19 protein-coding genes are annotated in these 22,780 nt (G+C 71.8%); 10 read left to right on the top strand and 9 right to left on the bottom strand.

The genetic code is table 11. The features are described from left to right. Positions 1-41: 41 nt before the first annotated feature. A complete protein-coding gene (pepN, locus tag KU893_RS14835) occupies positions 42-2,615 on the bottom strand; it encodes an aminopeptidase N (RefSeq protein ID WP_218235153.1) in 2,574 nt (857 codons plus the stop codon). 162 nt (positions 2,616-2,777) lie between these two features. Between pepN and KU893_RS14840 the strand changes: the two genes are divergently transcribed. From KU893_RS14840 to KU893_RS14865, 6 genes are all read left to right on the top strand, one after another. Continuing rightward, a complete protein-coding gene (locus KU893_RS14840; protein ID WP_218235154.1) occupies positions 2,778-4,193 on the top strand; it encodes a CHAP domain-containing protein in 1,416 nt (471 codons plus the stop codon). A 50-nt stretch (positions 4,194-4,243) separates the two neighbouring features. Beyond that, positions 4,244-4,879 carry a DsbA family oxidoreductase gene (locus KU893_RS14845; RefSeq protein WP_218235155.1) on the top strand — a complete coding sequence of 212 codons (636 nt, stop codon included), beginning with the start codon at positions 4,244-4,246 and terminating at the stop codon, positions 4,877-4,879. Positions 4,880-5,066: 187 nt separating this feature from the next. Then, a complete protein-coding gene (locus KU893_RS14850; protein WP_218235156.1) occupies positions 5,067-6,242 on the top strand; it encodes a peptidoglycan recognition protein family protein in 1,176 nt (391 codons plus the stop codon). Between the two features lie 35 nt (positions 6,243-6,277). Continuing rightward, positions 6,278-8,068, top strand: a complete 1,791-nt coding sequence (gene metG / locus KU893_RS14855; RefSeq protein ID WP_218235157.1) for a methionine--tRNA ligase — start codon at positions 6,278-6,280, stop codon at positions 8,066-8,068. Between the two features lie 48 nt (positions 8,069-8,116). Next, a complete protein-coding gene (locus KU893_RS14860) occupies positions 8,117-9,010 on the top strand; it encodes a GNAT family N-acetyltransferase (RefSeq protein WP_218235158.1) in 894 nt (297 codons plus the stop codon). A gap of 18 nt (positions 9,011-9,028) precedes the next feature. Then, positions 9,029-9,919 (top strand): alpha/beta hydrolase, encoded by an 891-nt coding sequence (locus KU893_RS14865; protein ID WP_218235159.1) that lies wholly within the window; start codon positions 9,029-9,031, stop codon positions 9,917-9,919. A 164-nt stretch (positions 9,920-10,083) separates the two neighbouring features. Here the strand turns inward: KU893_RS14865 and KU893_RS14870 are convergent, their stop codons facing one another. Next, positions 10,084-11,268: a glycoside hydrolase family 43 protein gene (locus KU893_RS14870; protein WP_218235160.1), complete on the bottom strand. Its 1,185-nt coding sequence runs from the start codon at positions 11,266-11,268 to the stop codon at positions 10,084-10,086. Positions 11,269-11,311: 43 nt separating this feature from the next. On the opposite strand from KU893_RS14870, the gene folC reads away from it, so the two are divergent. From folC to secA, 3 genes are read left to right on the top strand one after another with little or no spacing between them, the layout of a single operon-like run. Then, on the top strand, positions 11,312-12,664 hold the full coding sequence (gene folC, locus KU893_RS14875; RefSeq protein WP_218235161.1) for a bifunctional tetrahydrofolate synthase/dihydrofolate synthase: 1,353 nt from the start codon (positions 11,312-11,314) through the stop codon (positions 12,662-12,664). Then, complete coding sequence (locus KU893_RS14880; protein WP_257441394.1) at positions 12,661-13,062, top strand: DUF4233 domain-containing protein; 402 nt, start codon at positions 12,661-12,663, stop codon at positions 13,060-13,062. Before folC ends, KU893_RS14880 begins: the two co-directional genes overlap by 4 nt. 51 nt (positions 13,063-13,113) lie before the next feature. Beyond that, positions 13,114-16,014: a preprotein translocase subunit SecA gene (secA, locus tag KU893_RS14885; RefSeq protein WP_218235162.1), complete on the top strand. Its 2,901-nt coding sequence runs from the start codon at positions 13,114-13,116 to the stop codon at positions 16,012-16,014. Between the two features lie 114 nt (positions 16,015-16,128). On the opposite strand, the gene KU893_RS14890 is transcribed toward secA, so the two are convergent. The 3 genes from KU893_RS14890 to KU893_RS14900 are packed head-to-tail and all read right to left on the bottom strand — an operon-like array spanning position 16,129 to position 18,570. After that, on the bottom strand, positions 16,129-17,328 hold the full coding sequence (locus tag KU893_RS14890) for an SGNH/GDSL hydrolase family protein (protein ID WP_218235163.1): 1,200 nt from the start codon (positions 17,326-17,328) through the stop codon (positions 16,129-16,131). A gap of 57 nt (positions 17,329-17,385) precedes the next feature. Next, on the bottom strand, positions 17,386-17,907 hold the full coding sequence (locus KU893_RS14895; RefSeq protein WP_218235164.1) for an Rv3235 family protein: 522 nt from the start codon (positions 17,905-17,907) through the stop codon (positions 17,386-17,388). A gap of 21 nt (positions 17,908-17,928) precedes the next feature. Beyond that, positions 17,929-18,570, bottom strand: a complete 642-nt coding sequence (locus KU893_RS14900) for a LysM peptidoglycan-binding domain-containing protein (RefSeq protein WP_218235165.1) — start codon at positions 18,568-18,570, stop codon at positions 17,929-17,931. 112 nt (positions 18,571-18,682) lie between these two features. On the opposite strand from KU893_RS14900, the gene KU893_RS14905 reads away from it, so the two are divergent. Beyond that, entirely contained in the window at positions 18,683-19,219 is a 537-nt protein-coding gene (locus KU893_RS14905) for a hypothetical protein (protein ID WP_218235166.1), read from the top strand. Positions 19,220-19,348: 129 nt separating this feature from the next. On the opposite strand, the gene KU893_RS14910 is transcribed toward KU893_RS14905, so the two are convergent. The 4 genes from KU893_RS14910 to KU893_RS14925 all read right to left on the bottom strand — a co-directional run bounded on the left by KU893_RS14910 (position 19,349) and on the right by KU893_RS14925 (position 22,767). Beyond that, positions 19,349-19,705, bottom strand: coding sequence for a sec-independent translocase (locus KU893_RS14910; RefSeq protein WP_218235167.1), 357 nt, complete (start codon positions 19,703-19,705; stop codon positions 19,349-19,351). Positions 19,706-19,766: 61 nt separating this feature from the next. Further along, positions 19,767-20,912, bottom strand: coding sequence for an Mrp/NBP35 family ATP-binding protein (locus KU893_RS14915; protein WP_218235363.1), 1,146 nt, complete (start codon positions 20,910-20,912; stop codon positions 19,767-19,769). A 47-nt stretch (positions 20,913-20,959) separates the two neighbouring features. Then, entirely contained in the window at positions 20,960-21,511 is a 552-nt protein-coding gene (locus tag KU893_RS14920) for a DUF1003 domain-containing protein (protein WP_218235168.1), read from the bottom strand. Then, positions 21,508-22,767, bottom strand: coding sequence for a magnesium transporter MgtE N-terminal domain-containing protein (locus KU893_RS14925; RefSeq protein ID WP_218235169.1), 1,260 nt, complete (start codon positions 22,765-22,767; stop codon positions 21,508-21,510). The genes KU893_RS14920 and KU893_RS14925 overlap by 4 nt, the downstream gene beginning before the upstream one ends. Between the last annotated feature and the right edge of the window lie 13 nt (positions 22,768-22,780).

Here is a 22,780-nt window from a genome sequence, read left to right on the forward strand (position 1 = left end):
CGACCTCCTTGACGTCCAAGGAGGTCGCGCAGCGTTCCAGGTCAGCCTCGCGCGTCGCAGGCCTGCGCGGCGATCGCCCGGGCGACATCGGCACGGCCCTCGCGGACGTAGCGGATCGCACCGGGGTTGACCGCCTCGGCGTTCGCGGCCAGCCAGGCGTCGACCGCGTCGAGCGTGGCCTGCGTGGCGACCAGGCGCGGGAAGATGTGCTCCAGCGCGACCGACGCCTTGTGGCTGCCGAGACGGTCCCAGGCACCGGCGACCTCGGCGAGGTAGCGCTCGACGTACGGCGCCAGCACGGCCTCCTGGCCGGCCTGCCAGAAGGCGAGGACCACGCTGCGCTGGGTCTCGTTGGGGACCGACGGGTCGAGCAGGGCCTGGGTCCACGCCCGCTCCTTGGCCTCGGCGGTGCCCTGGGCGGCGCGGGCGGCGGCGGACTTCTCCTGGCCGGAGATGGTGTTGTCCTGCGCCAGCTCGGCGTCGATGCGGGCGTCGTCGGCTCGGCCGACGCGGGCCAGCGCGGTGAGCAGCGCCCAGCGCAGGTCCTGGTCGACGGCGAGACCGTCGAAGGTGAGCGAGCCGTCGAGGATGGCCTCGACCTCGGCGATCGCGCCCTCGCTGCTGGCCGCCGCGGCGTAGCCGCGCGCGAAGGTCAGCTGGTGGTCCGTGCCGGGCTCGGCCGCGGCGAGCAGGCCGCGCAGGCCCTGCTCCCAGCGCGCCGCGAGCTCGGCACGCCGGGCCGGGTCGCTGTAGAGCGAGACCGCCTGGGCGGCGTACACGGGGATCCGGCTGACGCCCCAGGCGTCGGTCTCCTGGCCGATGTTCCCGAGGACGAGCTCGACGAAGTCGGTCGCCGACAGCTCGGCGTCGCGGGTCATGTCCCAGGCGGCGCTCCAGATCAGCGCACGGGCCAGTGAGTCGTCGAGGTCGGACAGACGGGCGATGGCGGTGGCCTGCGAGCGCTCGTCGAGGCGGATCTTGGCGAACGCCAGGTCCTGGTCGTTGAGCAGCAGCAGCTCGGGCTGCGCCTTGCCGACCAGCTCGGCGAGCTCGGTGCGCGCGCCGTCGACGTCGACCTCGACGTAGTCGGTGCGGACCAGCCTGCCGCTCTCCGCGGTGTTGTAGAAGCCGATGCCGACCCGGTGGCGGCGCAGCGTCGGGTGGTCGGCCGGCGCGCTCTGCAGGACGGCGAAGGACGCGAAGGTGCCGTCGGCGGCCAGCTCGAAGGCGGGGGAGAGGGTGTTGGTGCCGGCGGTCTGCAGCCACTCCTGCGCCCAGCCGGTCAGCTCGCGACCCGAGGCCTTCTCGAGGGCGGTCAGCAGGTCGGAGAACTCCGTGTTGCCGAACGCGTGGTCGTGGAAGTACTGCTTGAGCCCGGCCAGGAACGGGTCGAGACCCACCCAGGCGACGAGCTGCTTGAGCACCGCCGCGCCCTTGGCATAGGTGATCATGTCGAAGTTGACCTCGACCGCGTGCAGGTCGACGTTGTCGGCCGCGATCGGGTGCGTCGAGGGCAGCGAGTCGGCGCGGTAGCCGGTCTGCTTGCGGGCGTTGGTGAAGCCGGTCCACGCGTCGTCGTACGACGTGGCGAGGGCCTCGGCGTGGTAGCACGCCCACTCGGCGAACGACTCGTTGAGCCACAGGTCGTCCCACCACTTCATGGTCACGAGGTCGCCGAACCACATGTGAGCCATCTCGTGCAGGATCACCGAGGCGCGGAACTCGTAGAAGGAGCGCGGCTGGCGCGAGCGCGGGAGGTACTCGTCGCGCAGCGTCACGCAGCCGGCGTTCTCCATCGCGCCCATGTTGTACTCCGGCACGTAGAGCTGGTCGTACTTGCCGAACGGGTACGGGTAGCCGAAGGCCTCCTCGAAGAACGCGAAGCCCTGCTGGGTGAGGGTGACGATCTCCTCGCGGTCGCGCTCGAGGTACTCCTTGAGCGACTGGCGGCAGTAGTGGCCGAGCGGGATGGTGCCGTGGGCCCCCTCGTAGACGTCCTGCACCTCGTAGTAGTCACCCGCGACGATCGCGGTGATGTAGGTCGACATCGGCTTGGTCGCCGGGAAGTTCCAGATCGCGACCCCGTCGGAGACCGGCGTGGGCTCGGGCGTCGCGGCGTTCGAGACGACCTTCCAGTGCGCCGGAGCGGTCACGTTGAAGGTGAACGGCGCCTTGAGGTCGGGCTGCTCGAAGGTCGTGTAGACGCGGCGGGCGTCGGGGACCTCGAACTGCGAGTAGAGGTAGACCTTGCCGTCGGCCGGGTCCACGAAGTGGTGGAGGCCCTCGCCGGTGTGGGAGTAGGCGCAGTCGGCCTTGACGACGAGCACGTTCTCGGCCTGCAGGTCGGGCAGCGAGATCCGGCTGTCGACGTACGCCGTGGCGGGGTCGAGCGGAACGCCGTTGAGGGTGATCTCGTGGATGGTCGCGTCGACCAGGTCGGCGAAGGTGGCCGAGCCGGGCTGGCGACAGGAGAAGGTCAGGGTGGTGGTGGACCCGAAGGTCTCCACGCCCTCCTCCGTCGCGCCGGAGAGGTCGAGGTCGATCACGTAGGACGTCACGTCGACGAGGGCGGCGCGGGTAGCCGCCTCGTCGCGGGTGAGGTTGGTGCCGGGCATGGCAGCCATCCTTGCATCCGCTCGAAGTTGTCGGACAATCGGAGCGCGGGGCGCGAACTACAACGCTGCAATTCCCTCATGTCAACGCGACACGCCAGTGAAGGGAGGGATTTTCGGGGTTTTTGTTGCGTTCTGGGGCCGTTGTGCCCGATGGTGTTCGGCATGCGCACACCAGGCCGGGCCGCGCGCTGGGGGTCCACCACTGCCGCCAGTGCGATGCTGGCGTCCTACCTCGTCCTCGCCGGGCCCGCGTCCGCCCCGATGCTGGAGCCCTTCTTGCCATCGGCAGGGACCACGTATCTCTGCAGCGGTTATGCCGCCTGTGTCGCGGCCGGCTACTCCGACGCGGGGTACGGCGCCGCGAACGGCGCCATGTACTGGCGGATGTACTCCGGCCACAACTGCACCAACTACGCGGCGTACCGGATGATCCGCGCCGGGATGCCCAACGTGCGGCCGTGGACCGGCGACGGCAACGCCAGCGAGTGGGGCAAGTTCATGGCCTCCATCACCGACCAGACGCCGAACGCCGGCGCCATCGCCTGGTGGGGCAAGTACTCCAACGGCGCCGGGTCCGCGGGCCATGTCGCCTACGTCGAGCGCGTGGTGTCCGCCGACGAGATCGTCGTGTCCGAGGACTCGTGGGGCGGAACCTTCCACTGGCGCTCGATCACCCGGGCCAGCGGGCGCTGGCCCACCGGGTTCATCCACTTCGTCGACCGGCCCGCACCGACCCCGACGCCGACACCGACGCCGACCCCGACCGAGAAGGTCTTCGCCCAGACCGCGAACCCGGTCGTCGCCGCGCCGCTGGTCGTGAACACCACGGTCACCGCCACCGCGGGTGGCTGGTCGCCGACGCCGGCCGAGAACCGGTGGCGTTGGTTCGCCGACGGGGTGCGGATCGGGGACATCGTCACCCCCGACCTCGCGCTGACCCCCGACCTGGTCGGCAAGACGCTCAGCATGCGCGTGGTTGCGAAGTCGGACGGCTACACCACCTACGTCTCACCGTTCTACGAGCTCGGTCCGGTCCTCGCCGGGATGGTCCACGCGACGGCACCGGCCACGCTGAGCGGTACGCCGGCCCTCGGCCAGGTGCTGACCGCGACGCTGGGGACCTACGACCAGCCCGACGCGGTGCCGGCGTACCAGTGGCTGCGCGACGGCGTCGCGATCCCCGGGGCCACGGCGGCGACCTACCAGCTCGCGGCGGACGACGTCGGCACGAGCGTCAGCGTGCAGGTGAGCGGCACCAAGGCGCAGTTCGCGCCGGCCGTCGAGACGCTCACCGCGCAGGCCGCGGTGACCAGCCCGGCCCTCGTCACCCTGAAGACGAGATCGGCACCCGGCCGCGCGATCGTGCGCGTGCGCGTGACCGCAGTGGGGAAGCTGCCGGTCACGGGCAAGGTGCTGGTGCGGATCGGGAGCTGGCAGCGCGAGGTGAGGCTGAGCGACGGCATCGCGAAGGTCACGGTGCCGATGGCCCGCGGGACGAGGAAGGTGCGGGTCCGCTATCTGGGCTCGGCCGTCGTACCGGCGGCGCCGAAGGTGGTCGGCCGCGTGGACGTGCGCTGATCGGCACGCCGATCGGGAATGCCGGCGACGCCGGGGTGGTTTGGCGAAGCATGGCCGGAAAATCCACCCCCCACGTCGCCGACTTCTGGTTCGACCCGCTGTGCCCGTTCGCCTGGATCTCCTCGCGATGGCTCCTGGAGGCGAGCCTGGTGCGGGACTTCGAGATCCGCTGGCACGTCATGAGCCTCGCCTACCTCAACAAGGACAGGGACATCCCCGACGCCTACCGGGAGATGCTCGCCCCGGCATGGGGACCGGTGCGGGTGCTCGTCGCCGCTCAGGAGCAGTACGGCGACAAGGTGCTCCGCCCCCTCTATGACGCCTTCGGGCAGCGGATCCACCTCGACGGCCGCAAGCTGCACGAGCAGCCCGACGGTGGCCTCGCGCTCATCGCCGAGGTGCTGGAGGAGGTCGGCCTCGACTCCGCCCTCCTCGACGCGGCCACCGACGCGTCGTACGACGACCGGGTGGCGGCGTCCCACCACGAGGGCATGGACGCGGTGGGCGACGACGTCGGCACCCCCACCATCCACATCGACGGCGCCGCCTTCTTCGGCCCGGTGCTCTCGAAGATCCCGCGCGGCGAGGACGCCGGGAAGCTGTGGGACGGCTGCGTGGCCGTCGCGTCCTTCCCGTACTTCTACGAGCTCAAGCGGACCCGCACGGGGGAGCTCGACTTCTCCTGAGGGCGGCTGCATGGATCCCCGGATGTCCGGGGATCCATGCGCTGGTCAGGGGTTGCAACCCCTGACCAGCGTATGAACTGCCTCGCCGGTGGTGCTCGTGGGGCAGGAGGTACGACGGGCCGCGGATGTGCGACACGCCCGTCGGCCGCCTTCCGGCGCCTGGGTCGATGGCGCATGCTCGGGAGGCATGAGCCTCTCGGACCCGTACCTGCGCCGCCGCGACCTCGCCTCGCTCGGAGCCGCGGTGGCGGTGCTGCCGCTGGTCGCGATCACCTCGGGCCCGGCCGCGGCGGTCCCGGCGGGGGCGGACGGCCGCCTGCGGCTGCGACCTGACGAGGGCGGACCGGGGCGGGCGCTCGACGTCGCCCTGACTCCGGACCCGCAGGTCGCGGCCCGGGGCGCGACGCTGCGCACCGCCGAGCAGCGCACCGACCGGTTCGCGCTGCTTGGCGTGACCTGGGCCGCCGGCGCCGGCCAGGTCCGGGTCCGGGTCCGCGGCGTCCGTGGCACCTGGGGCCCGTGGCGAGACGTCCCGCCACTGCGTGACCTGCCGGACCGCGGCACTGGTGAGGCCCGGCGTACCCGTGGGGGCACCGAACCCCTCTGGGTGGGCGACAGCGACGGCGTCCAGGTCGAGGTGACCGGAGTCGTCGAGCGTCCGGTGCTGACCCTGGTCGACCCCGGCGACCACCCGGGCGACGCCGCCGCGGACCGTTCCGCGGACGACCTCGCGGAGCGGCCGGGGCACCGCTCGCTGCGCCCGAGGATCCGCAGCCGCCGCGCCTGGCACGCCAACCCGCGCCTGGCCACCGGTAGGCCGAAGCGGGTCAAGAGTGTCGAGCAGGTCCACGTGCACCACACGGCGACCGGCAACGACTACCGCAGGCGCGAGGTCCCGAGGATCCTGCGGGCGATCTACCGCTACCACACCAAGACGCTGGGTTGGTCCGACGTCGGCTACAACTTCTTCGTCGACCGGTTCGGCCGGATCTGGGCCGGCCGACGCGGCGCCGACAGCGGCCGCGACACCCGCGGGGCCCACACCCTCGGGTTCAACCACACGTCGGTCGGGATCGCCGTGCTCGGCAGCTACCAGGAGGTCGCGCCCGCGCCGGAGGTGCTCTCCGCCGTCGCGAAGATCGCCGCCTGGAAGCTGAAGAGCTACCACCGCGACCCGCTGGCGACCACGCTCGTGCTCTCGCACGGCAGCGACCTCTACCCGAAGGGCACCTGGGTCACGCTGCCGGTCATCGACGGCCACCGTGACACCAACGACACCGAGTGCCCCGGCCAGCTCCTGTACGACGCGCTCCCCGGCATCCGGCTGCGGACCGCCCGCAGGATCGAGAAGTCCCGCCGCTGACGACCGGGGGAGGCCGCGACCCTAGGATTCGGTCCATGACGCACGTCCTCTCCGCTGTCGCCTGGCCCTACGCGAACGGCCCCCGCCACATCGGCCACGTGGCCGGCTTCGGTGTGCCCTCCGACGTCTTCAGCCGGTACCAGCGGATGGCGGGCAGCGACGTCCTCATGGTCTCCGGCTCCGACGAGCACGGCACCCCGATCCTCATCGCCGCCGACGAGGCCGGGCTGACCCCGCAGGAGCTGGCCGACAAGAACCACCGGCTCATCGTCGAGGACCTGGTCGGGCTCGGCATCAGCTACGACCTCTACACGCGCACGACCACGCGCAACCACCACGCCGTGGTCCAGGAGATGTTCCTGGGCGTCTACGAGAACGGCTACTTCGTCGAGCAGACGACGTACGGCGCCATCTCGCCCTCGACCGGCCGCACCCTGCCCGACCGCTACATCGAGGGCACCTGCCCGATCTGCGGGTACGACGGCGCGCGGGGAGACCAGTGCGACAACTGCGGCAACCAGCTCGACCCGCACGACCTGGTCAACCCGCGCTCGAAGATCAACGGCGAGACGCCGGAGTTCATCGAGACCCAGCACTTCTTCCTCGACCTGCCCGCGCTGGCCGACGCGCTGCAGGCGTGGCTCGACGAGCGCGAGGCGACCGGCCTGTGGCGGCCCAACGTCATCCGGTTCTCCAAGAACATCCTCAAGGAGATCCGCCCACGGGCGATGACGCGCGACATCGACTGGGGCATCGCGATCCCGCTCGAGGGCTGGCAGGACAACCCGACCAAGAAGCTCTACGTCTGGTTCGACGCCGTCATCGGCTACCTCTCCGCCTCGATCGAGTGGGCCCGCCGCAGCGGCGACCCCGACGCGTGGCGCGCCTGGTGGAACGACCCGGAGGCGCTGTCCTACTACTTCATGGGCAAGGACAACATCACCTTCCACTCCCAGATCTGGCCCGCCGAGCTGCTCGCGTACGCCGGCAAGGGCGCCCAGGGCGGTCAGCCGCGGACGTACGGCGAGCTCAACCTGCCGACCGAGGTGGTCTCCAGCGAGTTCCTCACGATGGAGGGCAAGAAGTTCTCCTCGTCGAAGAAGGTCGTCATCTACGTCCGCGACCTGCTGGCGCGCTACCAGCCCGACGCGTTCCGCTACTTCGTCGCCGCTGCCGGCCCGGAGAGCCAGGACTCGGACTTCACCTGGGCCGAGTTCGTGCGCCGTACCAACGACGAGCTCGTCGCCGGCTGGGGCAACCTGGTCAACCGCACGGCCAACCTGATCGCGAAGAACTTCGGCGAGATCCCGGCTGCCGGTCCGCTGGCCGCCGAGGACGAGGCGGTGCTCGCCACGGTCGCGGAGGCCTTCGGCACCGTCGGCGACCTGATCGGCCGGCACCGGCAGAAGCAGGCGATCGGCGAGGCGATGCGTGCGGTGGCCGACGTCAACAAGTACGTCTCCGACTCCGAGCCGTGGAAGATCAAGGACGACCCGGAGCGGCTCGCGACGATCCTGCACGTGATGGCGCAGTGCGTCGCCGACCTCAACCTGGTGCTCAGCCCGTTCCTGCCGTTCTCGGCCAACGAGGTCGACAAGGCGCTGGGCGGCACCGGCGCGGTCGCCCCGATGCCGGTCATCGAGGACGTCACCGACCTCGACGACGCCGAGCGCAGCTACCCGATCATCACCGGCGACTACACCGGCTTCCCGTCCTGGGGCCGGCAGCCGATCGAGGTCGGCCGCGCGGTCGCCAAGCCGACCCCGGTCTTCGTCAAGCTCGACCCGACGGTGATCGAGGAGGAGCTGGCCCGGCTCGACGGCTGATCCCGAAATCCGGTTGAGACGCCGGCCCCGGCCGACCACGATCCCTCCATGGGCGAGCACGGGTACGACGTCTGGTTCACCGAGGACGCGGGGGAGTTCCTCGCCCGGGTGGGTGCGCACCTCGAGCGGGACCCGGTGACCGGCACGGTCGTCACCACCATCGCCCAGCGGATCCGAGACTTCGGCCGTGGCGCCCTGCCGCACTGTTGGTTCGCGGTGGTCGCCGGGCCCGACGGCGCGATCGTGGGGCTCGCGATGCGGACCGCGCCGTTCCCGCCGTACCCGGTCTACCTGCTCGCGATGCCCGACGACGCGGCGAGCGCGCTGGCCGCAGCCGTGCTCGAGCGCGGGGAGGACGTCGGCGGCGCCACCGGACTGCGGCCGGCCGCCGACGTGTTCGCGGCCACGATCGCGGCGGCGACCGGGCGCCGCGTCACGAACGGGCTGCACCACCGGCTGTTCGAGCTCGGCACCCTCGTCGAGCCGCCTGCGCGGCCCGGCCGGCTGCGCCCGGTCCGCGCGGACGAGGCCGAGCAGGCCTTGGCGTGGGTCCAGCAGTTCTTCGTCGACGCTGACGAGCAGGCCGGTCGCCCGGCCGGGCACGACGGCGAGGCCGCGGCGTTCGGGATCGAGGACGTGCGCCGCAAGCTGGTCGAGGAGGTCCTCTGGTTCTGGGAGGACGGCGAGGGTCGGGTGGTCCACCTGATCGGCGCCAACCCGCCGGCGTACGGCGTCAGCCGGATCGGCCCGGTCTACACGCCGAAGGCGGAGCGCGGCCGCGGTTGGGCGGGCGCGGCGGTGGCCGAGGTGTCGCGCCTGCTCCGCGGGCGCGGGGACCGGGTCACCCTGTTCACCGACCAGGCCAACCCGACGTCGAACGCGCTCTACCAGGCGCTCGGCTACGAGGCGGTGGCCGACACCGTGCGGATCGACATCGGCTGAGGACCCTAGGGTGCGGGCATGGCCCTTCACCCCCAGGCCCGCGCGGCCGTCGCGAACGCCGCCGGCGACCTCCCCGTCACCGACCCCGCCTTCGACATCGTCGCGGAGCGGGAGCGGGCCCGGACGGCGGCGGCCGCGCAGCCGCGCCCGGAGGTGGCCGAGGTGCGCGACGTCGACGCGGGCGGCGTCCCGGCCCGGCTCTATCTCCCCGCCGGCTACGACGCGGTGGTGGTGCACGCCCACGGCGGCGGCTTCGTGCTCAACGACATCGAGGTCCACGACGCGGCGGTGCGACGCTTCGCGAACCTCAGCGGCATGGCGGTGCTCAGCGTCGACTACCGCCGCCCACCCGAGCACCCGTTCCCGGCCGCGCCCGACGACCTGGCCGCCGCGGTGCGCTGGCTCGACGACCAGCCGGACCTGGCCGGGCTGCCGAGGTTCGTCCACGGCGACAGCGCCGGCGGCAACCTGGCCCTGGTCACCGCGCTGCGGCACCCGGGCCGCTTCGCCGGAGTCGCGCTGGTCTACCCGTTCCTCGACCCGACCGCCTCCTTCGACTCCTACCTGACCGCGGCCGACGGCTTCGCCCCGGAGGAGGCTGCCTGGTACTGGCAGCAGTACGCCGCCACGCCCGCCGACCTGCGCGACCCCGACCTGGCCCCGCTGCTCTCCGACGCGCTCGCCGGTCTGCCCCCGACCCTGGTCACCACCGCCGAGCACGACCCGCTGCGCGACGAGGGCGAGCACCTCGTGCTGCTGCTCGCCGAGGCCGGCGTCGAGGTGGTCGGCACCCGCTACCTCGGCCAGGTGCACGGCTACTGGCGACACACCGACGTCTTCGACGCGGCGGAGCCGACGATGTGGCAGGTCGCCGGCTGGATGCGGATGCACATCAACCGGGCGCGCTGACTCCTGTCATCGACCTGCCCCACCCCCTGCGTTGACCTTCCCCGAACTCACCGTTGAGTTGCCGGAAAGTCACCGTTGAGTTGCTGGACGCCGCGGGCAAGCGGCAACTCGACGGCGAGGATGCGGCAACTCGACGGCGAGGATGCGGCAACTCAACGAGAGGGTCAGCCGGGGTCGATGACCTCGAGGGTGCCGTCGTCGCGCTGCCACAGGCCGGCCACGTGCAGCTGGCGGGTGCGGCCGACCTGGTCCCAGGCGTGGTAGACGAGCCGCAGGGACGAGCGGTCGACGAAGGCCGACGCGCCGCCGGGACCGAGGCGCCCGGTCGACGCGGTCGAGAGCAGCGGCTCGCCCCGGTTCTGCCGCACGCACGGGCCCTCCGGCCCGGCGCAGATCGCGTAGCCCGTCGCGTAGTCGGCCCGCTCCCAGGAGTTGCCGGAGTAGAAGAGATAGGTCACGCCGCGGAACTGGACCATGCTCGGGTTCTCGATCGTGTCGCCCTCCCACGGCCGGTCGAGGGTGAGCAGCTCGCGGGTCTGTGAGCCCGCGGCGAAGCCGGTGCCGTCGGCGTTGAGCTGGCGGATGAACAGCCCCGCCGGGCGCCGGTGGACGACGCCGGAGAACTTCCACAGCAGCCACGGCACGCCGCGCTCGTCGACGAACACGTCCGGGTCGATGACGCCGAGCTGGGCCTCGCCGTAGCAGATCGGCTCGCCGACCGGCCGGAACGGACCGGCCGGGGAGGGGCCGCGGGTCAGCCCGATGCAGTTGTGCCGTTGCCCGCCCTGGGTGCCGGCCGGAGCGGCGTACGCCGCGGTCCAGCCGTCGCCGACCTTGCCGACCCCCGGCGCCCACAGGTCGCGCCCGCCGTCGCTGCTGCGCACCCAGCCCGCGACCTCGATCGGGTCGACGCGGCCGCCGCCGCTCGTCGCCAGCGGCGTCCACGTCGACAGGTCACGGGAGGTGAGGACCGGCAGCCGCAGGTGCGAGGTGTTGGTCGCGTAGGCGTACCAGCGGCCGTCGTACCGGACGATGTCCGGGTCCGCGAAGACGCCCCGGTACGCCGCCCCGGGCTGCCACCGCGTGCTGCTGCCCGCGATCCGCACCGGTTCGGGCCGCCGTTGCGCGGGCAGCTGCTGTGCCAGCCGCTCGGCCAGCTTGGCCAGGTCCTGCATCTCGCCCGCGAGCACGTCGCTCGGCAGCGTGGTGGCCAGCGCGCTCGCCTCCGGGATGAGCGGCGCCTCGGTCGACCTCGGGCCGGCGGCGGCGGAGTCGTCGCCGGAGACAGCGCAGGCCGACAACGCCAGCGCCGCCGTCGTCAGCACGGCGGCCAGTCCCCGACCTCGCACGCTTTGTCTCCCTTCCGCGCGCACACCCTAGACTTCGACCGACATGAACGAGCCTGTAGCGCGACCAGCCGAGACCTTCGACGAGGCCGAGGACGCCCTCCTGTCCCGGTGGCCCGAGACCCGCCTGGAGCCCTCGCTCGACCGGATCCGTGCCTTCACCGAGCTGCTCGGCGACCCCCAGCACGCCTACCGCTCGATCCACCTGACCGGCACCAACGGCAAGACGTCGACGTCGCGGATGATCGACGCGCTCCTGCGCGCCCTCGACCTGCGCACCGGCCGGTTCACCAGCCCGCACGTCGAGAAGATGAGCGAGCGGATCAGCGTCGACGGGGAGCCGCTGGACGACGAGGCGTTCGTCCGGGCGTTCAACGACGTGGCGCCGTACATGCACCTGGTCGACGCCGCCGAGGCCCACCCGCTCAGCTTCTTCGAGGCCGTCGTCGGGATGGCGTACGCCGCCTTCGCCGACGCGCCCGTCGACGTGGCGGTCGTCGAGGTCGGGATGGGCGGGTCCTGGGACGCGACCAACGTGATCGACGCCGACGTGGCCGTGGTGACCCCGATCGCCGTCGACCATGCCAACTACCTGGGCGGTACCGCCGTCGAGATCGCCCGTGAGAAGTCGGGGATCATCAAGCCCGGATCCGTCGCCGTGCTCGCCCAGCAGAGCGCCGACGTCGCCGCGGTGCTCCTCGAGCGGGCGGCCGAGGTCGGCGCGACCGTCGCCCGGGAGGGCCTCGAGTTCGGTGTCGTCGCCCGGACGCCCGCCGTCGGCGGCCAGGTCGTGACGATCCAGGGCCTCCGGGGCCGGTACGACGACGTGTTCCTCTCGCTCTACGGCGCCCACCAGGCGCAGAACGCCGCGACCGCGCTCGCCGCGGTCGAGGCCTTCGTCGGCGGCGACGAGCCGCTGGGCGACGACGTCGTGCGCGGCGCGTTCGGCGAGATCACCTCGCCCGGTCGGCTCGAGGTCGTGCGGCGCAGCCCCACGGTGCTGCTCGACGCCGCCCACAACCCGCACGGAGCCGAGGCCGCCGCCGCCGCGCTGGAGGACTCCTTCCAGTTCGACCCGGTCGTCGGCGTGATCGGCGTGATGGCCGACAAGGACGCCGAGGGCCTGCTCGCCGCGTTCGAGCCGCACCTCGCGCAGGTCGTGGTCACCCAGAACTCCACCGAGCGGGCCATGCCCGCCGACCAGCTCGCCGTGGTCGCCCGGGAGGTGTTCGGGGAGGACCGGGTCACCGTCGTGCCCCTGCTCGCCGACGCCATCGACGCCGCCGCCGCGCTCGCCGAGTCCGACGGCAACGACGCGTTGAGTACCGGCGCGGTGCTGGTGACCGGCTCGGTCGTCACGGTGGGCGAGGCCCGGGCGCTTCTCGGAGGCCGCAAGTGAGCGAGCCGACCGCCCCCGTCGACCCGGAGCGCGGCAAGTCCCCGCGCCGCGCGATGTGCGCCGCCGTGCTCTCCCTCGAGGCGATCGCGGTGGGCCTGTCCACCCCGGTGATGATCGGCATCTCGGACATCCGTCCGGCTGTCGCGCTGCCGCTGGGCCTGGGCCTGGCGCTGGCCTGCGTGCTGGTCGCCGGGATGCTGCGCCGCGAGTCGGCGTACCTCCTCGGGCACGTGCTGCAGGTCGGCGCCGTCGCGCTCGGCTTCCTCGCCCCGCTCATGTTCGTGGTCGGCGGCATCTTCGCGCTCCTGTGGGGAACGGCCTACGGCCTCGGTCGCAAGATCGAGAACGAGCGGGCGGCCGCCTTCGCCGAGTACGACCGGCAGCACCCGCGTCCGTGAACCTTGAGCCGTGAACTCTGAGTGCTGGTGACCGCTGGGTAGAGTGGCGGCGTGCCAGTGATCATCGACAAGCTCCTCCGCATCGGAGAGGGCAAGATCCTCCGCCAGCTCGAGGGCATCGCGAAGGCCGTCAACGCCATCGAGGACGACTTCAAGGCGATGTCCGACGACGAGCTGCGGGGCATGACCGACGAGTTCCGCAAGCGCCTCTCCGAGGGCGAGGACCTCGACGACATCATGCCCGAGGCGTTCGCCACGGTTCGCGAGGCCGCTCGCCGCGTGCTCGGACAGCGCCACTTCGACGTCCAGGTCATGGGCGGCGCGGCGCTGCACCTCGGCAACATCGCCGAGATGAAGACCGGTGAGGGCAAGACCCTGGTCTCGACGCTGCCCGCCTACCTCAACGCCCTCGAGGGCAAGGGCGTCCACGTCGTCACCGTCAACGACTACCTGGCCAAGTTCCAGTCCGAGATGATGGGCCGCGTCCACCACTTCCTCGGCCTCACCGTCGGCGTGATCCTGCCGAGCATGCGCCCCGACGAGCGGCGCAAGGCCTACGCGTGCGACATCACCTACGGCACCAACAACGAGCTCGGCTTCGACTACCTGCGCGACAACATGGCCTCCTCCCTCGAGGAGTGCGTGCAGCGCGGCCACAACTTCGCCGTCGTCGACGAGGTCGACTCGATCCTCATCGACGAGGCCCGGACCCCGCTGATCATCAGCGGCCCGACCCAGGACGAGGTGAAGTGGTACGGCGAGTTCGCCAAGATCGCGCAGAAGCTCACCAAGGACGTCGACTACGAGGTCGACGAGAAGAAGCGCACCATCTCGGTCCTCGAGGACGGCATCACGAAGGTCGAGGACCACCTCGGCATCGACAACCTCTACGAGTCGGCGAACACCCCACTCATCTCCTTCCTGCACAACTCCATCAAGGCCAAGGAGCTGTTCCGCAACGACAAGGAGTACGTCGTCATGGAGGGCGAGGTGCTCATCGTCGACGAGCACACCGGCCGCATGCTGGCGGGGCGCCGCTACAACGACGGCCTCCACCAGGCCATCGAGGCCAAGGAGGGGGTGAAGGTCCGCGAGGAGTACCAGACCCTCGCCACCGTCACCCTGCAGAACTACTTCCGCCTCTACGAGAAGCTCTCCGGCATGACCGGTACGGCCATGACCGAGGCCAGCGAGTTCGACAAGATCTACAAGCTCGGCGTGGTCCCGATCCCGACCAACAAGCCGCTGCTGCGCAAGGACCAGCCCGACCTCGTCTACCGGACCGAGGAGGCCAAGTACGACGCGGTCGTCGACGACATCGTCGAGCGTCACCAGAAGGGGCAGCCGGTCCTGGTCGGCACCGTGTCGGTCGAGAAGTCCGAGTACCTCCACCAGCAGCTGACCAAGCGCGGTGTCGCCCACTCGGTCCTCAACGCGAAGATGCACGCCGAGGAGGCGAAGATCGTCGCCCTCGCCGGCCACAAGGGCGCGGTCACGGTCGCGACCAACATGGCCGGTCGCGGTACCGACATCATGCTCGGCGGCTCGTACGAGTTCCTCGCCGACGCCGAGCTGCGCAAGCAGGGCCTCGAGCCCACGGGCGACACGGCCGACGAGTACGACGCCGCCTGGCCGGCGATGGTCGAGCGGATGAAGAAGCAGGTCGAGGCCGAGCACGACGAGGTCCGGGAACTCGGTGGCCTCTACGTGATCGGCACCGAGCGCCACGAGTCGCGCCGCATCGACAACCAGCTCCGCGGTCGCTCCGGCCGCCAGGGCGACCCCGGCGAGAGCCGTTTCTACCTGTCGCTGCAGGACGAGCTCATGCGGCTGTTCAAGTCCGACTGGGTCGACCGGGTCCTGCTGCTGCTCAAGATCCCGGACGACGTCCCGATCGAGAACAAGCGGGTCACCAACGCGATCGCCAACGCCCAGGGCCAGGTCGAGTCGCAGAACTTCGAGTCCCGCAAGAACGTCCTCAAGTACGACGACGTGATGGACCGCCAGCGCAAGGTCATCTACGGCGAGCGCCGCGAGGTGCTCGAGGGCGTCGACCTCGAGGACCAGATCCGCAGCTTCATCGACGACGTCGTCACCGGCTTCGTCAACGGCTCGCTCGACGAGTTCTCCGAGGAGTGGGACCTCGACCAGCTCTGGACCGACCTCAAGCAGTTCTGGCCGGTCTCGGTCTCGTGGAAGGACCTCGTCGAGGAGGCCGGCACCCAGGCTGCGCTCGAGAAGTCGCACCTGGTCGACGTGCTCAAGGCGGACGCCCACGCGGCGTACGACCGCCGTGAGGAGGAGGTCGGTGAGGAGGTCGCCCGCGAGCTCGAGCGCCGCGTGCTCCTCTCCGTGCTGGACCGCAAGTGGCGTGAGCACCTCTACGAGATGGACTACCTCCGCGAGGGCATCTACCTGCGGGCCTACTCGCAGCGCGACCCGCTGGTCGAGTACCAGCGCGAGGGCTTCGACATGTTCGCCGCCATGATGGACGGCATCAAGGAGGAGACCGTCGGCTTCCTCTTCAACCTGGAGGTCCAGGTCGAGGACGAGGACGAGGAGTTCCACTACCACCCCGACGGCACCCGCCACGCGGGCCCGATGCACGACGGTGCGCTCGCCGAGCCGCCGCTCGGGGTCGGCCTCGAGGCCGGCGGCGAGGTGGACCTCGCGGCCATCTCCTCCGAGCTGAAGGCCACCGGAGCCGCTGCCCCGAAGGTGACCGCCAAGGGCCTCGACGCCCCGAAGCAGCCGCAGCACCTGACCTACTCCGCTCCCGACGAGACGGGTCACGAGGAGGTGCGGGGCACGGGCGCGGTGTCCAACGCCGACGACGAGTTCGGTGACATCGGCCGCAACGCGCTGTGCCCCTGCGGCTCGGGCAAGAAGTACAAGCGCTGCCACGGCGCCCCCGGTGGAGCCTCGGGCTACACCACCCGCGTCAGCGGCTGACGTCTGAGATCCGGCCCGCCGGGAGTTTCACCGGCCGGCCGGTGAAACTCACGCTTGGACGAGGAAACTTCCTCGTCCAAGCGTGAGTTTTGTCGTCCAACCCCCGACTTTCTTCTACTGCAGCGTCATCCGCGGTTCGCCGCCGAGCAGGCCGGTGCCGGTGCGGACGCAGGCCCCGCCCTTCGGCGCACCCCCGTTGTAGGCCTGCCGCACGCAGGAGCGGACGGCGAGCTGGCCCCAGTAGTTGGGGTGCAGCGACTCCTGGATGAAGTACGGCGAGTCGCCGGACGTCGTGACCGTGCGGATCTGGTTCACCCACTCGGTGCGGTCGACCGCGCCGGTGCTGGTCCAGTTGGCGATGCCGACCTCCTCGTAGAGGCCGACGCCGGTCTCGCACAGCCGGCGGCCGTTGAAGGTGCTGGCCAGGTTGAGGGTCTTGGCGTTGGTGATGCCGGCCTGGGCGATCGCGCCGGTGACGGTGTTGTTGATGGTGGGCAGCGCCGAGTTGTTGGCCCAGTCCGCGTCGGCGTTCCAGAACCCGCAGCCGCCCGTGTTCTGGCGGGTGTAGCCGCTCTGGCTGTAGCGGAAGCCGGAGCCGCCCGGCACCGGGGAGGGGTAGGTCTGGACGAGCATCGTCCACTGCGAGTCGGCGTAGCCGGCGTTGCGCAGGGCGGTGCGGACGTTGGTCAGCGCGCCCGCGATCCGGGTCTTCACGGCCGAGACGTTGCTGCTGGTGAAGTTGCTGGTGACGCTGCTGTCGTCGTAGCAGTAGTCCTTCCACCACGACGGCGAGAGCAGGAAGTCCTGCACGCACTGCTGGACGACCCCGGCGAAGTTGAAGTCGTTGCCGCCGATCGACACCACGACCATCTTCACGTTGTTGGTCGTGGCCAGCGTCTGCAGCGCGCGGGCCTGGCCGACGCCCTCGGCGCCGCTGTAGAAGTCGAGCCCCGGCTTGAAGGTGTCGCCGGTCGCGGTCGCCGTCTTGGCGCCCGAGCAGGCCAGGTTGACGCTCTTCACGCCGCCGCCGATGTGGATCTCCGCGCTCCGGGCGCGGTGGCAGCGGTCGATCGTCTCGCCGGTGCCCGTGGCGTTGTCGTAGTACGCCGTCGAGCCGAGCGCGTCGGCGCGGGCGCTGCTGCTGTTCGACGAGCCGGCCCAGCGACCGGCCTCCCCGGAGATGTAGGAGTCGCCGACCGAGACGACGGTGGGCGTGCCCACGCCCGGGCCGTCGGCGTGGGCGGGGGACGCGGTGAGCGGCGCGGCGAGCGCGGCTCCGGCAACGGCCAGCACGGCCGTGAGGGAACGGATCATGGCGGAAACGTAGTGACTCCCGTCACATCTGAACAGGGGTCAGATCTCGCGAGCCGCTCAGGAGAAGTCGAGGGCGGTGCAGATCCAGCGCTGGTCGGCCCGCTCGAAGCGTGCCGCGACCGCGCGGGACCGCTCGCCGTGACGGACGTGGACGCCGCACTCGACCACGGTGTCGGTCACGAAGCAGGCGTGCACGCTCTGCACCCGCGGCCGGACCGGCTGCACCCGCGCCAGCCCGGGTTGGTGACCACCCGCGCGGGCGACCAGGAGGGCGCGACGGTGCAGGTCGGCGTACACCTCCCGGGTGGTCCAGCGCACCAGCTGGGACACCGGGCGGTCGCCGCCGACGATCTCGACGGCCGCCTGGACGAACCGGTGGGTCCATTCCTCGACCGCGTGCCGCAGCCGCAGGTCGATGGGGACGACGACCGTGCCGGGCCGTGCGGGTTCGCGCCGCGAGCGTGCCATGGGGCGGGGCGGCGCCTGGCGGGGGAGCAGGGCCAGGGCGAGCGTGCCCTGGGTGGGGGTGGCCGGGACCGGAAGGCGGAGGCCGACGAGGTCGTGCGGGACTGCGGACATGGTTCCTCCTGGTGGCGGGGGTCAGGCCGGCGGCAGCCGGAGCGTCTGCCCGGGGCGGACGAGGTCGGGGTCGGCGCCGAGGGTGTCGGCGTTGAGCGCCAGCACCCGGAGCCAGTACGACGCGACGGCGGCCTGCGACGCCTTCGGGCCGAGCTGGCGGGCGGCGACGGTCCACACCGAGTCGCCGAGCGCGACGGTCGTGGTGGTGAGGGTGGGCGAGTCCTGGAGTGGGTCGTCCGGGCGGTCGGGGAGGGGGAGCCCGGCGAGCGCCTCGGCGCTCAGGGATGCGCCGCTGCCGACCGGGGTGTCGCCGCCGGCCGCGGCGGCGTGGGCGGGCGCCGTGCCGGCGAGGACGCTGACGCCGCAGGCGGCGAGCAGGGCGAGCCGGAGCGGTCCGACCGGCCGCACGCGGGGCGCGCTCCCGGGGCGCAGCACGCACCGGGCGACGTCGGTGGCGGCCAGCCACACGAACGCGCCGGCCACGAGGGCGCAGAGGGCGCACAGCTGGACCAGGGCATCGGCGAAGGCCGGCCCCGGTGTGACGAGCAGGTTGCGGGCGAGCGGCACCGTGACGGCGGCCAGCCCGGCCAGCGCGGCCGTGACGGTGAGCCAGAGCAGGGACGCGCGGACCCGCGCCCGGCCGGCAACGACGACGAGTTCCATCCCGAGAGAACCTTTGTGTTTGCTTCCGTTTGAATCAGGATGAGTTCGTTCGAGGTCGATGTCAACGGTCCGGCTCGGAGGCTGTGGACGAACTGCGTGCGAGGCTGGGGCCATGGGTTGGGAGGACGAGCTGTTCGCGCTCTTCGACGACCTCGAGGACCGGGCGAGTGCGCTCTACGCCGCCGAGCGGGACCTCGAGGTCGCCGACCGCAGCCGGGCGGAGTACCAGCAGGTCACCCTCGCCGGCCGGCTCATGGCGAGCGTCGGGCGGTCGGTCACGCTCGGGGTGCCGGGCGTCGGGGCGGTGAGCGGAGTCGTCGAGCGTGTCGCCGACGGCTGGCTCCTCGTCGCGGCCGGCGACCACGACTGGGTGGTCGTCCTCGGCGCCGTGGCGACGGTGGATGGCGCCTCGGACCGCTCGGTCCCCGAGGTCGCCTGGTCGCCGCTCACCCGCCTCGGGCTTGCCTCGGCCCTGCGCCGGATCGCCGACGCGGGCGAGCCGTGCCTGCTCCACCTGCGCGACGGCAGCCGCCACGACGGCGTGCTGCGCCGGGTCGGCGCCGACTTCTGCGAGCTGGTCGCCGGAGAGGGACGCCGGACCGTCCTGGTCGCCTTCAGCGCCCTCGCCGCGGCGCAGTCGCGAGCGTGATCGCTCGTCTCCTCACCGGCCCCATCGGTCACAGGAGGAGGGCATTCCATGCGCTTGTCAGGTGTTGCAACCCCTGACAAGCGCATGGATCCCCGGACATCCGGGGATCCATGCAGCCGCCTGAGCCGGTCAGGTGGCCTCGAAGTCGTACGGCGGCAGCTCGCCGGGCTCGAGCGCCCGGGGCGGTGCGGGCGCGTCGTCCTCGACCGCGCTGCGCAGGGTGTCCTCGAGCTCGTCGATCTCGGCCATCGCCTCGGCGATGTGCTTGCGGACGATCGCGCGCGGGTCGAGGTCCGCGAGCTCCAGGTCGGCGTACTCCGGCCCCAGCTCGGCGCGCAGCTCGTCGCGGGCGTTGGTGGCGAACTTGCGCAGCTCCCGGGCGAACCGGCCGGCCTGGCGGGCCAGGTCGGGCAGCCTGTCCGGACCGAACACGAGCACCGCGAGGAAGGCGATGACGACGAGCTCGCCGAACCCGATCCCGAACACCCGCCAGCCGCCCCTTCTCCGTCGTGCCCCGTGGTGGTCCGCGCGCCGTGCGGCGTGCGGGTCAGAACTTACTGGTCGGGGTGAGCCCCAGCTGCATGCCCGCCAGGCCACGGCCACGTCCGCCGAGGCGCTCGGCGATGCCCTGGAGGGCGGTGGCGGCCGGCGCGGTCGGGTCGGCGTCGACGATCGGCTTGCCCGCGTCCCCGCCCTCGCGCAGCGCGACGTCGAGCGGGATCCGGCCGAGCAGCGGCACGTCGTACCCGAAGCGCTGGGACAGCGTCTCGGCCACGCGCTCGCCGCCGCCGGCGCCGAAGATCTCCAGCCGGTGGTCCTTGCCCTCCGCGGTGCAGTGGGGGCAGGGGAGGTAGCTCATGTTCTCGATGACACCCACGACGCGCTGGTGCATCATCGAGGCCATCGTGCCAGCGCGCTCGGCGACCTCGGCCGCGGCCTCCTGCGGCGTGGTGACGACGACGACCTCGGCGCCCGGCAGGTGCTGGCCGAGCGAGATCGCGACGTCGCCGGTGCCCGGCGGCAGGTCGAGGAGGAGGACGTCGAGGTCGCCCCAGTAGACGTCGGCGAGCATCTGGACCAGTGCGCGGTCGAGCATCGGGCCACGCCAGGCGACCACCTGGTCGCGACGCGGCTTGAGCATGCCGATCGAGATGACCGAGACGCCCGACGGGGTCGGGACGGGCATGATCAGGTCGTCGACCTGGGTCGGCCGGGCGTCCGCGACGCCGAGCATCGCCGGCACGGAGTGTCCGTAGATGTCGGCGTCCACGAGCCCGACCTTGCGGCCGGCCTTGGCCAGGGCCAGGGCCAGGTTGACGGTGACCGAGGACTTGCCGACGCCGCCCTTGCCGGACGCGATGGCGAAGACCTTGGTCAGCGACCCGGGCTGCGCGAACGGGATCTCCCGCTGCGCCTGGCCGCCCCGCAGGGTCTCGTGCAGTCCGGAGCGCTGCTCGGCGCTCATCACGCCGAGCTGGACCTCGACCCGGGTCACCCCGGGGAGGGCGGCCACGGCGGCCGACACGTCGCGGTTGATCGTGTCCTTGAGCGGGCAGCCGGCCACGGTCAGCAGCGCCTTGACGGTCACCACCGATCCGCCGTCGCCGGCCGCGATGTCCACGCCCTCGACCATCCCGAGCTCGGTGATGGGTCGCTTGATCTCGGGGTCGTTGACCTTGCTGAGCGCGGTCATGACCTGCTCGACGGACGGGGACTGCGTGGTAGTCACAACCCCTGAGTCTAGGGAGTCGGGGAAGGCGCGGCGTCGGCGCCGTCCTCGTGAGACTGCGCACGCTCCTCGGCGCGCTCCTCGGCCCGCTCGTCGATGTCGGAGAGCAGGTTGCGCAGCTCGGAGCGCAGGAAGTCGCGGGTGGCGACCTCGCCGACCGCCATCCGCAGCGACGCCACCTCGCGGGCGAGGAACTCCATGTCGGCGTGCGCCCGGGCGTCGGCCTGACGGTCCTGCTCGGCGATCACGCGGTCGCGGGCCTCCTGACGGTTCTGCGCGAGCAGGATCAGCGGCGCGGCGTACGACGCCTGCAGGCTCAGCATCAGGGTCAAGAAGATGAACGGGTAGTCGTCGAAGCGCAGCTCGCCGGGAGCGAACAGGTTCCAGCACACCCAGCCGGCGACGAACAACGTCATGTAGATCAGGAAGGTCGCCGTGCCCATGAACCGGGCGAACTGCTCGGCGAAGACGCCGAACGTGTCGGCGTTGTAGGACGGCCGGCGCACCAGCTGGCGTCGCTCCTCGCGCGGCGTGTCCAGCCGCTCGCGACGCGCCTCGCTCACGAGACGCCCCGCTCGCGCTCGCGGGCCTGCTCGCGCCAGTTGGCGGGGAGCATGTGGTCGAGCAGGTCGTCGACGGTGACGGCCCCGATCAGCCGCCGGTCCTCGTCCACGACGGGCGCCGCCACCAGGTTGTAGGTCGCCAGGTGGGCGGCGACCTCGTCGATGCTCGCCTCGGGCCGCAGCCACTCCATCGAGTCGTCGAGCGCGCCGGCGACCAGGGTCGACGGGGGCTCGCGCAACAGGCGCTGGATGTGGGCGACGCCGAGCAGCTTGCCGGTGGGGGTCTCCAACGGCGGGCGGCACACGTAGACCAGCGCCGCAAGGGCCGGGGTGAGCTCGGGGTTGCGGACGTGGGCGAGCGCGTCGGCGATGGTGGCGTCCGGGCCGAGGATCACCGGCTCGGAGGTCATCATGGCGCCGGCCGTGTTCTCGACGTACGACATCAGGCGCCGCACGTCCTCGGCCTCCTCGGGCTCCATCAGCCCGAGCAGGATCTCCGCGGTCTCCGGCGGCAGGTCGCTGACCAGGTCGGCCGCGTCGTCGGGGGACATCTCCTCGAGGACGTCGGCCGCGCGCTCGGAGTCGAGGCCCTTGAGGATCTCGACCTGGTCGTCCTCGGGCAGCTCCTCGAGGACGTCGGCGAGCCGCTCGTCGTCGAGCGCCAGCGCGACCGCCGTACGACGCTCCGGCGGCAGGTCGTGCAGGATGCTTGCCGCGTCGGCGGGCCGCATCTCGTTGAGCGCGGCGACCAGGTGGGTGGCGCCCTGCCGGTCGTCGGCGCGGGTCAGGCCGGACACGTCGCGCCACTCGACGACGTGGGTCTGGCCGCGGCGGCGAAACCCCTTCGACGGCTCGCGCACCGCCACCCGGGACAGCACCCAGTCCCGGGTGCGGGCCGGCTCCATCGCGACGTCGTAGACGGTGCCGGTGACGCCGCTGTCCTTGATCGTCACGGTCCGGTCGAGCATCTGACCGATGACCAGGGTCTCGGTCGAGCGCTGCTCGAAGCGGCGCATGTTGAGCAGCCCGGTGGTGTAGACGTGGCCGCTGTCGATGTTGGTGACCCGGGTCATCGGCACGAAGATCCGGCGCCGACCGAACACCTCGGCGACCATCCCGAGGACGCGTGGCTGGGTCCCCTCGGTGCGAAGGGTCACGACCAGGTCGCGGACCTTCCCGACCTGGTCGCCCTGGGGGTCGAAGATCGGGAGCCCGACCAGCCTGGCCGCGAACACGCGGGTGGGGGTGGTGCTCACGGGACGCAACGCT

It is taken from the genome of Nocardioides daeguensis, assembly GCF_019192965.1.
In the GTDB taxonomy this organism is placed as follows: Bacteria; Actinomycetota; Actinomycetes; order Propionibacteriales; family Nocardioidaceae; genus Nocardioides; species Nocardioides daeguensis.

Coding starts and splice junctions, on each gene's coding strand:
- KU893_RS14865 (WP_218235159.1), top strand. CDS start 9,029: ATGGCCCTTCACCCCCAGGCCCGCGCGGCCGTCGCGAACGCCGCCGGC.
- KU893_RS14845 (WP_218235155.1), top strand. CDS start 4,244: ATGGCCGGAAAATCCACCCCCCACGTCGCCGACTTCTGGTTCGACCCG.
- pepN (WP_218235153.1), bottom strand. CDS start 2,615: ATGCCCGGCACCAACCTCACCCGCGACGAGGCGGCTACCCGCGCCGCC.
- KU893_RS14850 (WP_218235156.1), top strand. CDS start 5,067: ATGAGCCTCTCGGACCCGTACCTGCGCCGCCGCGACCTCGCCTCGCTC.
- KU893_RS14905 (WP_218235166.1), top strand. CDS start 18,683: ATGGGTTGGGAGGACGAGCTGTTCGCGCTCTTCGACGACCTCGAGGAC.
- KU893_RS14860 (WP_218235158.1), top strand. CDS start 8,117: ATGGGCGAGCACGGGTACGACGTCTGGTTCACCGAGGACGCGGGGGAG.
- KU893_RS14900 (WP_218235165.1), bottom strand. CDS start 18,570: ATGGAACTCGTCGTCGTTGCCGGCCGGGCGCGGGTCCGCGCGTCCCTG.
- KU893_RS14840 (WP_218235154.1), top strand. CDS start 2,778: ATGCGCACACCAGGCCGGGCCGCGCGCTGGGGGTCCACCACTGCCGCC.
- metG (WP_218235157.1), top strand. CDS start 6,278: ATGACGCACGTCCTCTCCGCTGTCGCCTGGCCCTACGCGAACGGCCCC.
- KU893_RS14895 (WP_218235164.1), bottom strand. CDS start 17,907: ATGTCCGCAGTCCCGCACGACCTCGTCGGCCTCCGCCTTCCGGTCCCG.
- folC (WP_218235161.1), top strand. CDS start 11,312: ATGAACGAGCCTGTAGCGCGACCAGCCGAGACCTTCGACGAGGCCGAG.
- KU893_RS14890 (WP_218235163.1), bottom strand. CDS start 17,328: ATGATCCGTTCCCTCACGGCCGTGCTGGCCGTTGCCGGAGCCGCGCTC.
- KU893_RS14915 (WP_218235363.1), bottom strand. CDS start 20,912: ATGACCGCGCTCAGCAAGGTCAACGACCCCGAGATCAAGCGACCCATC.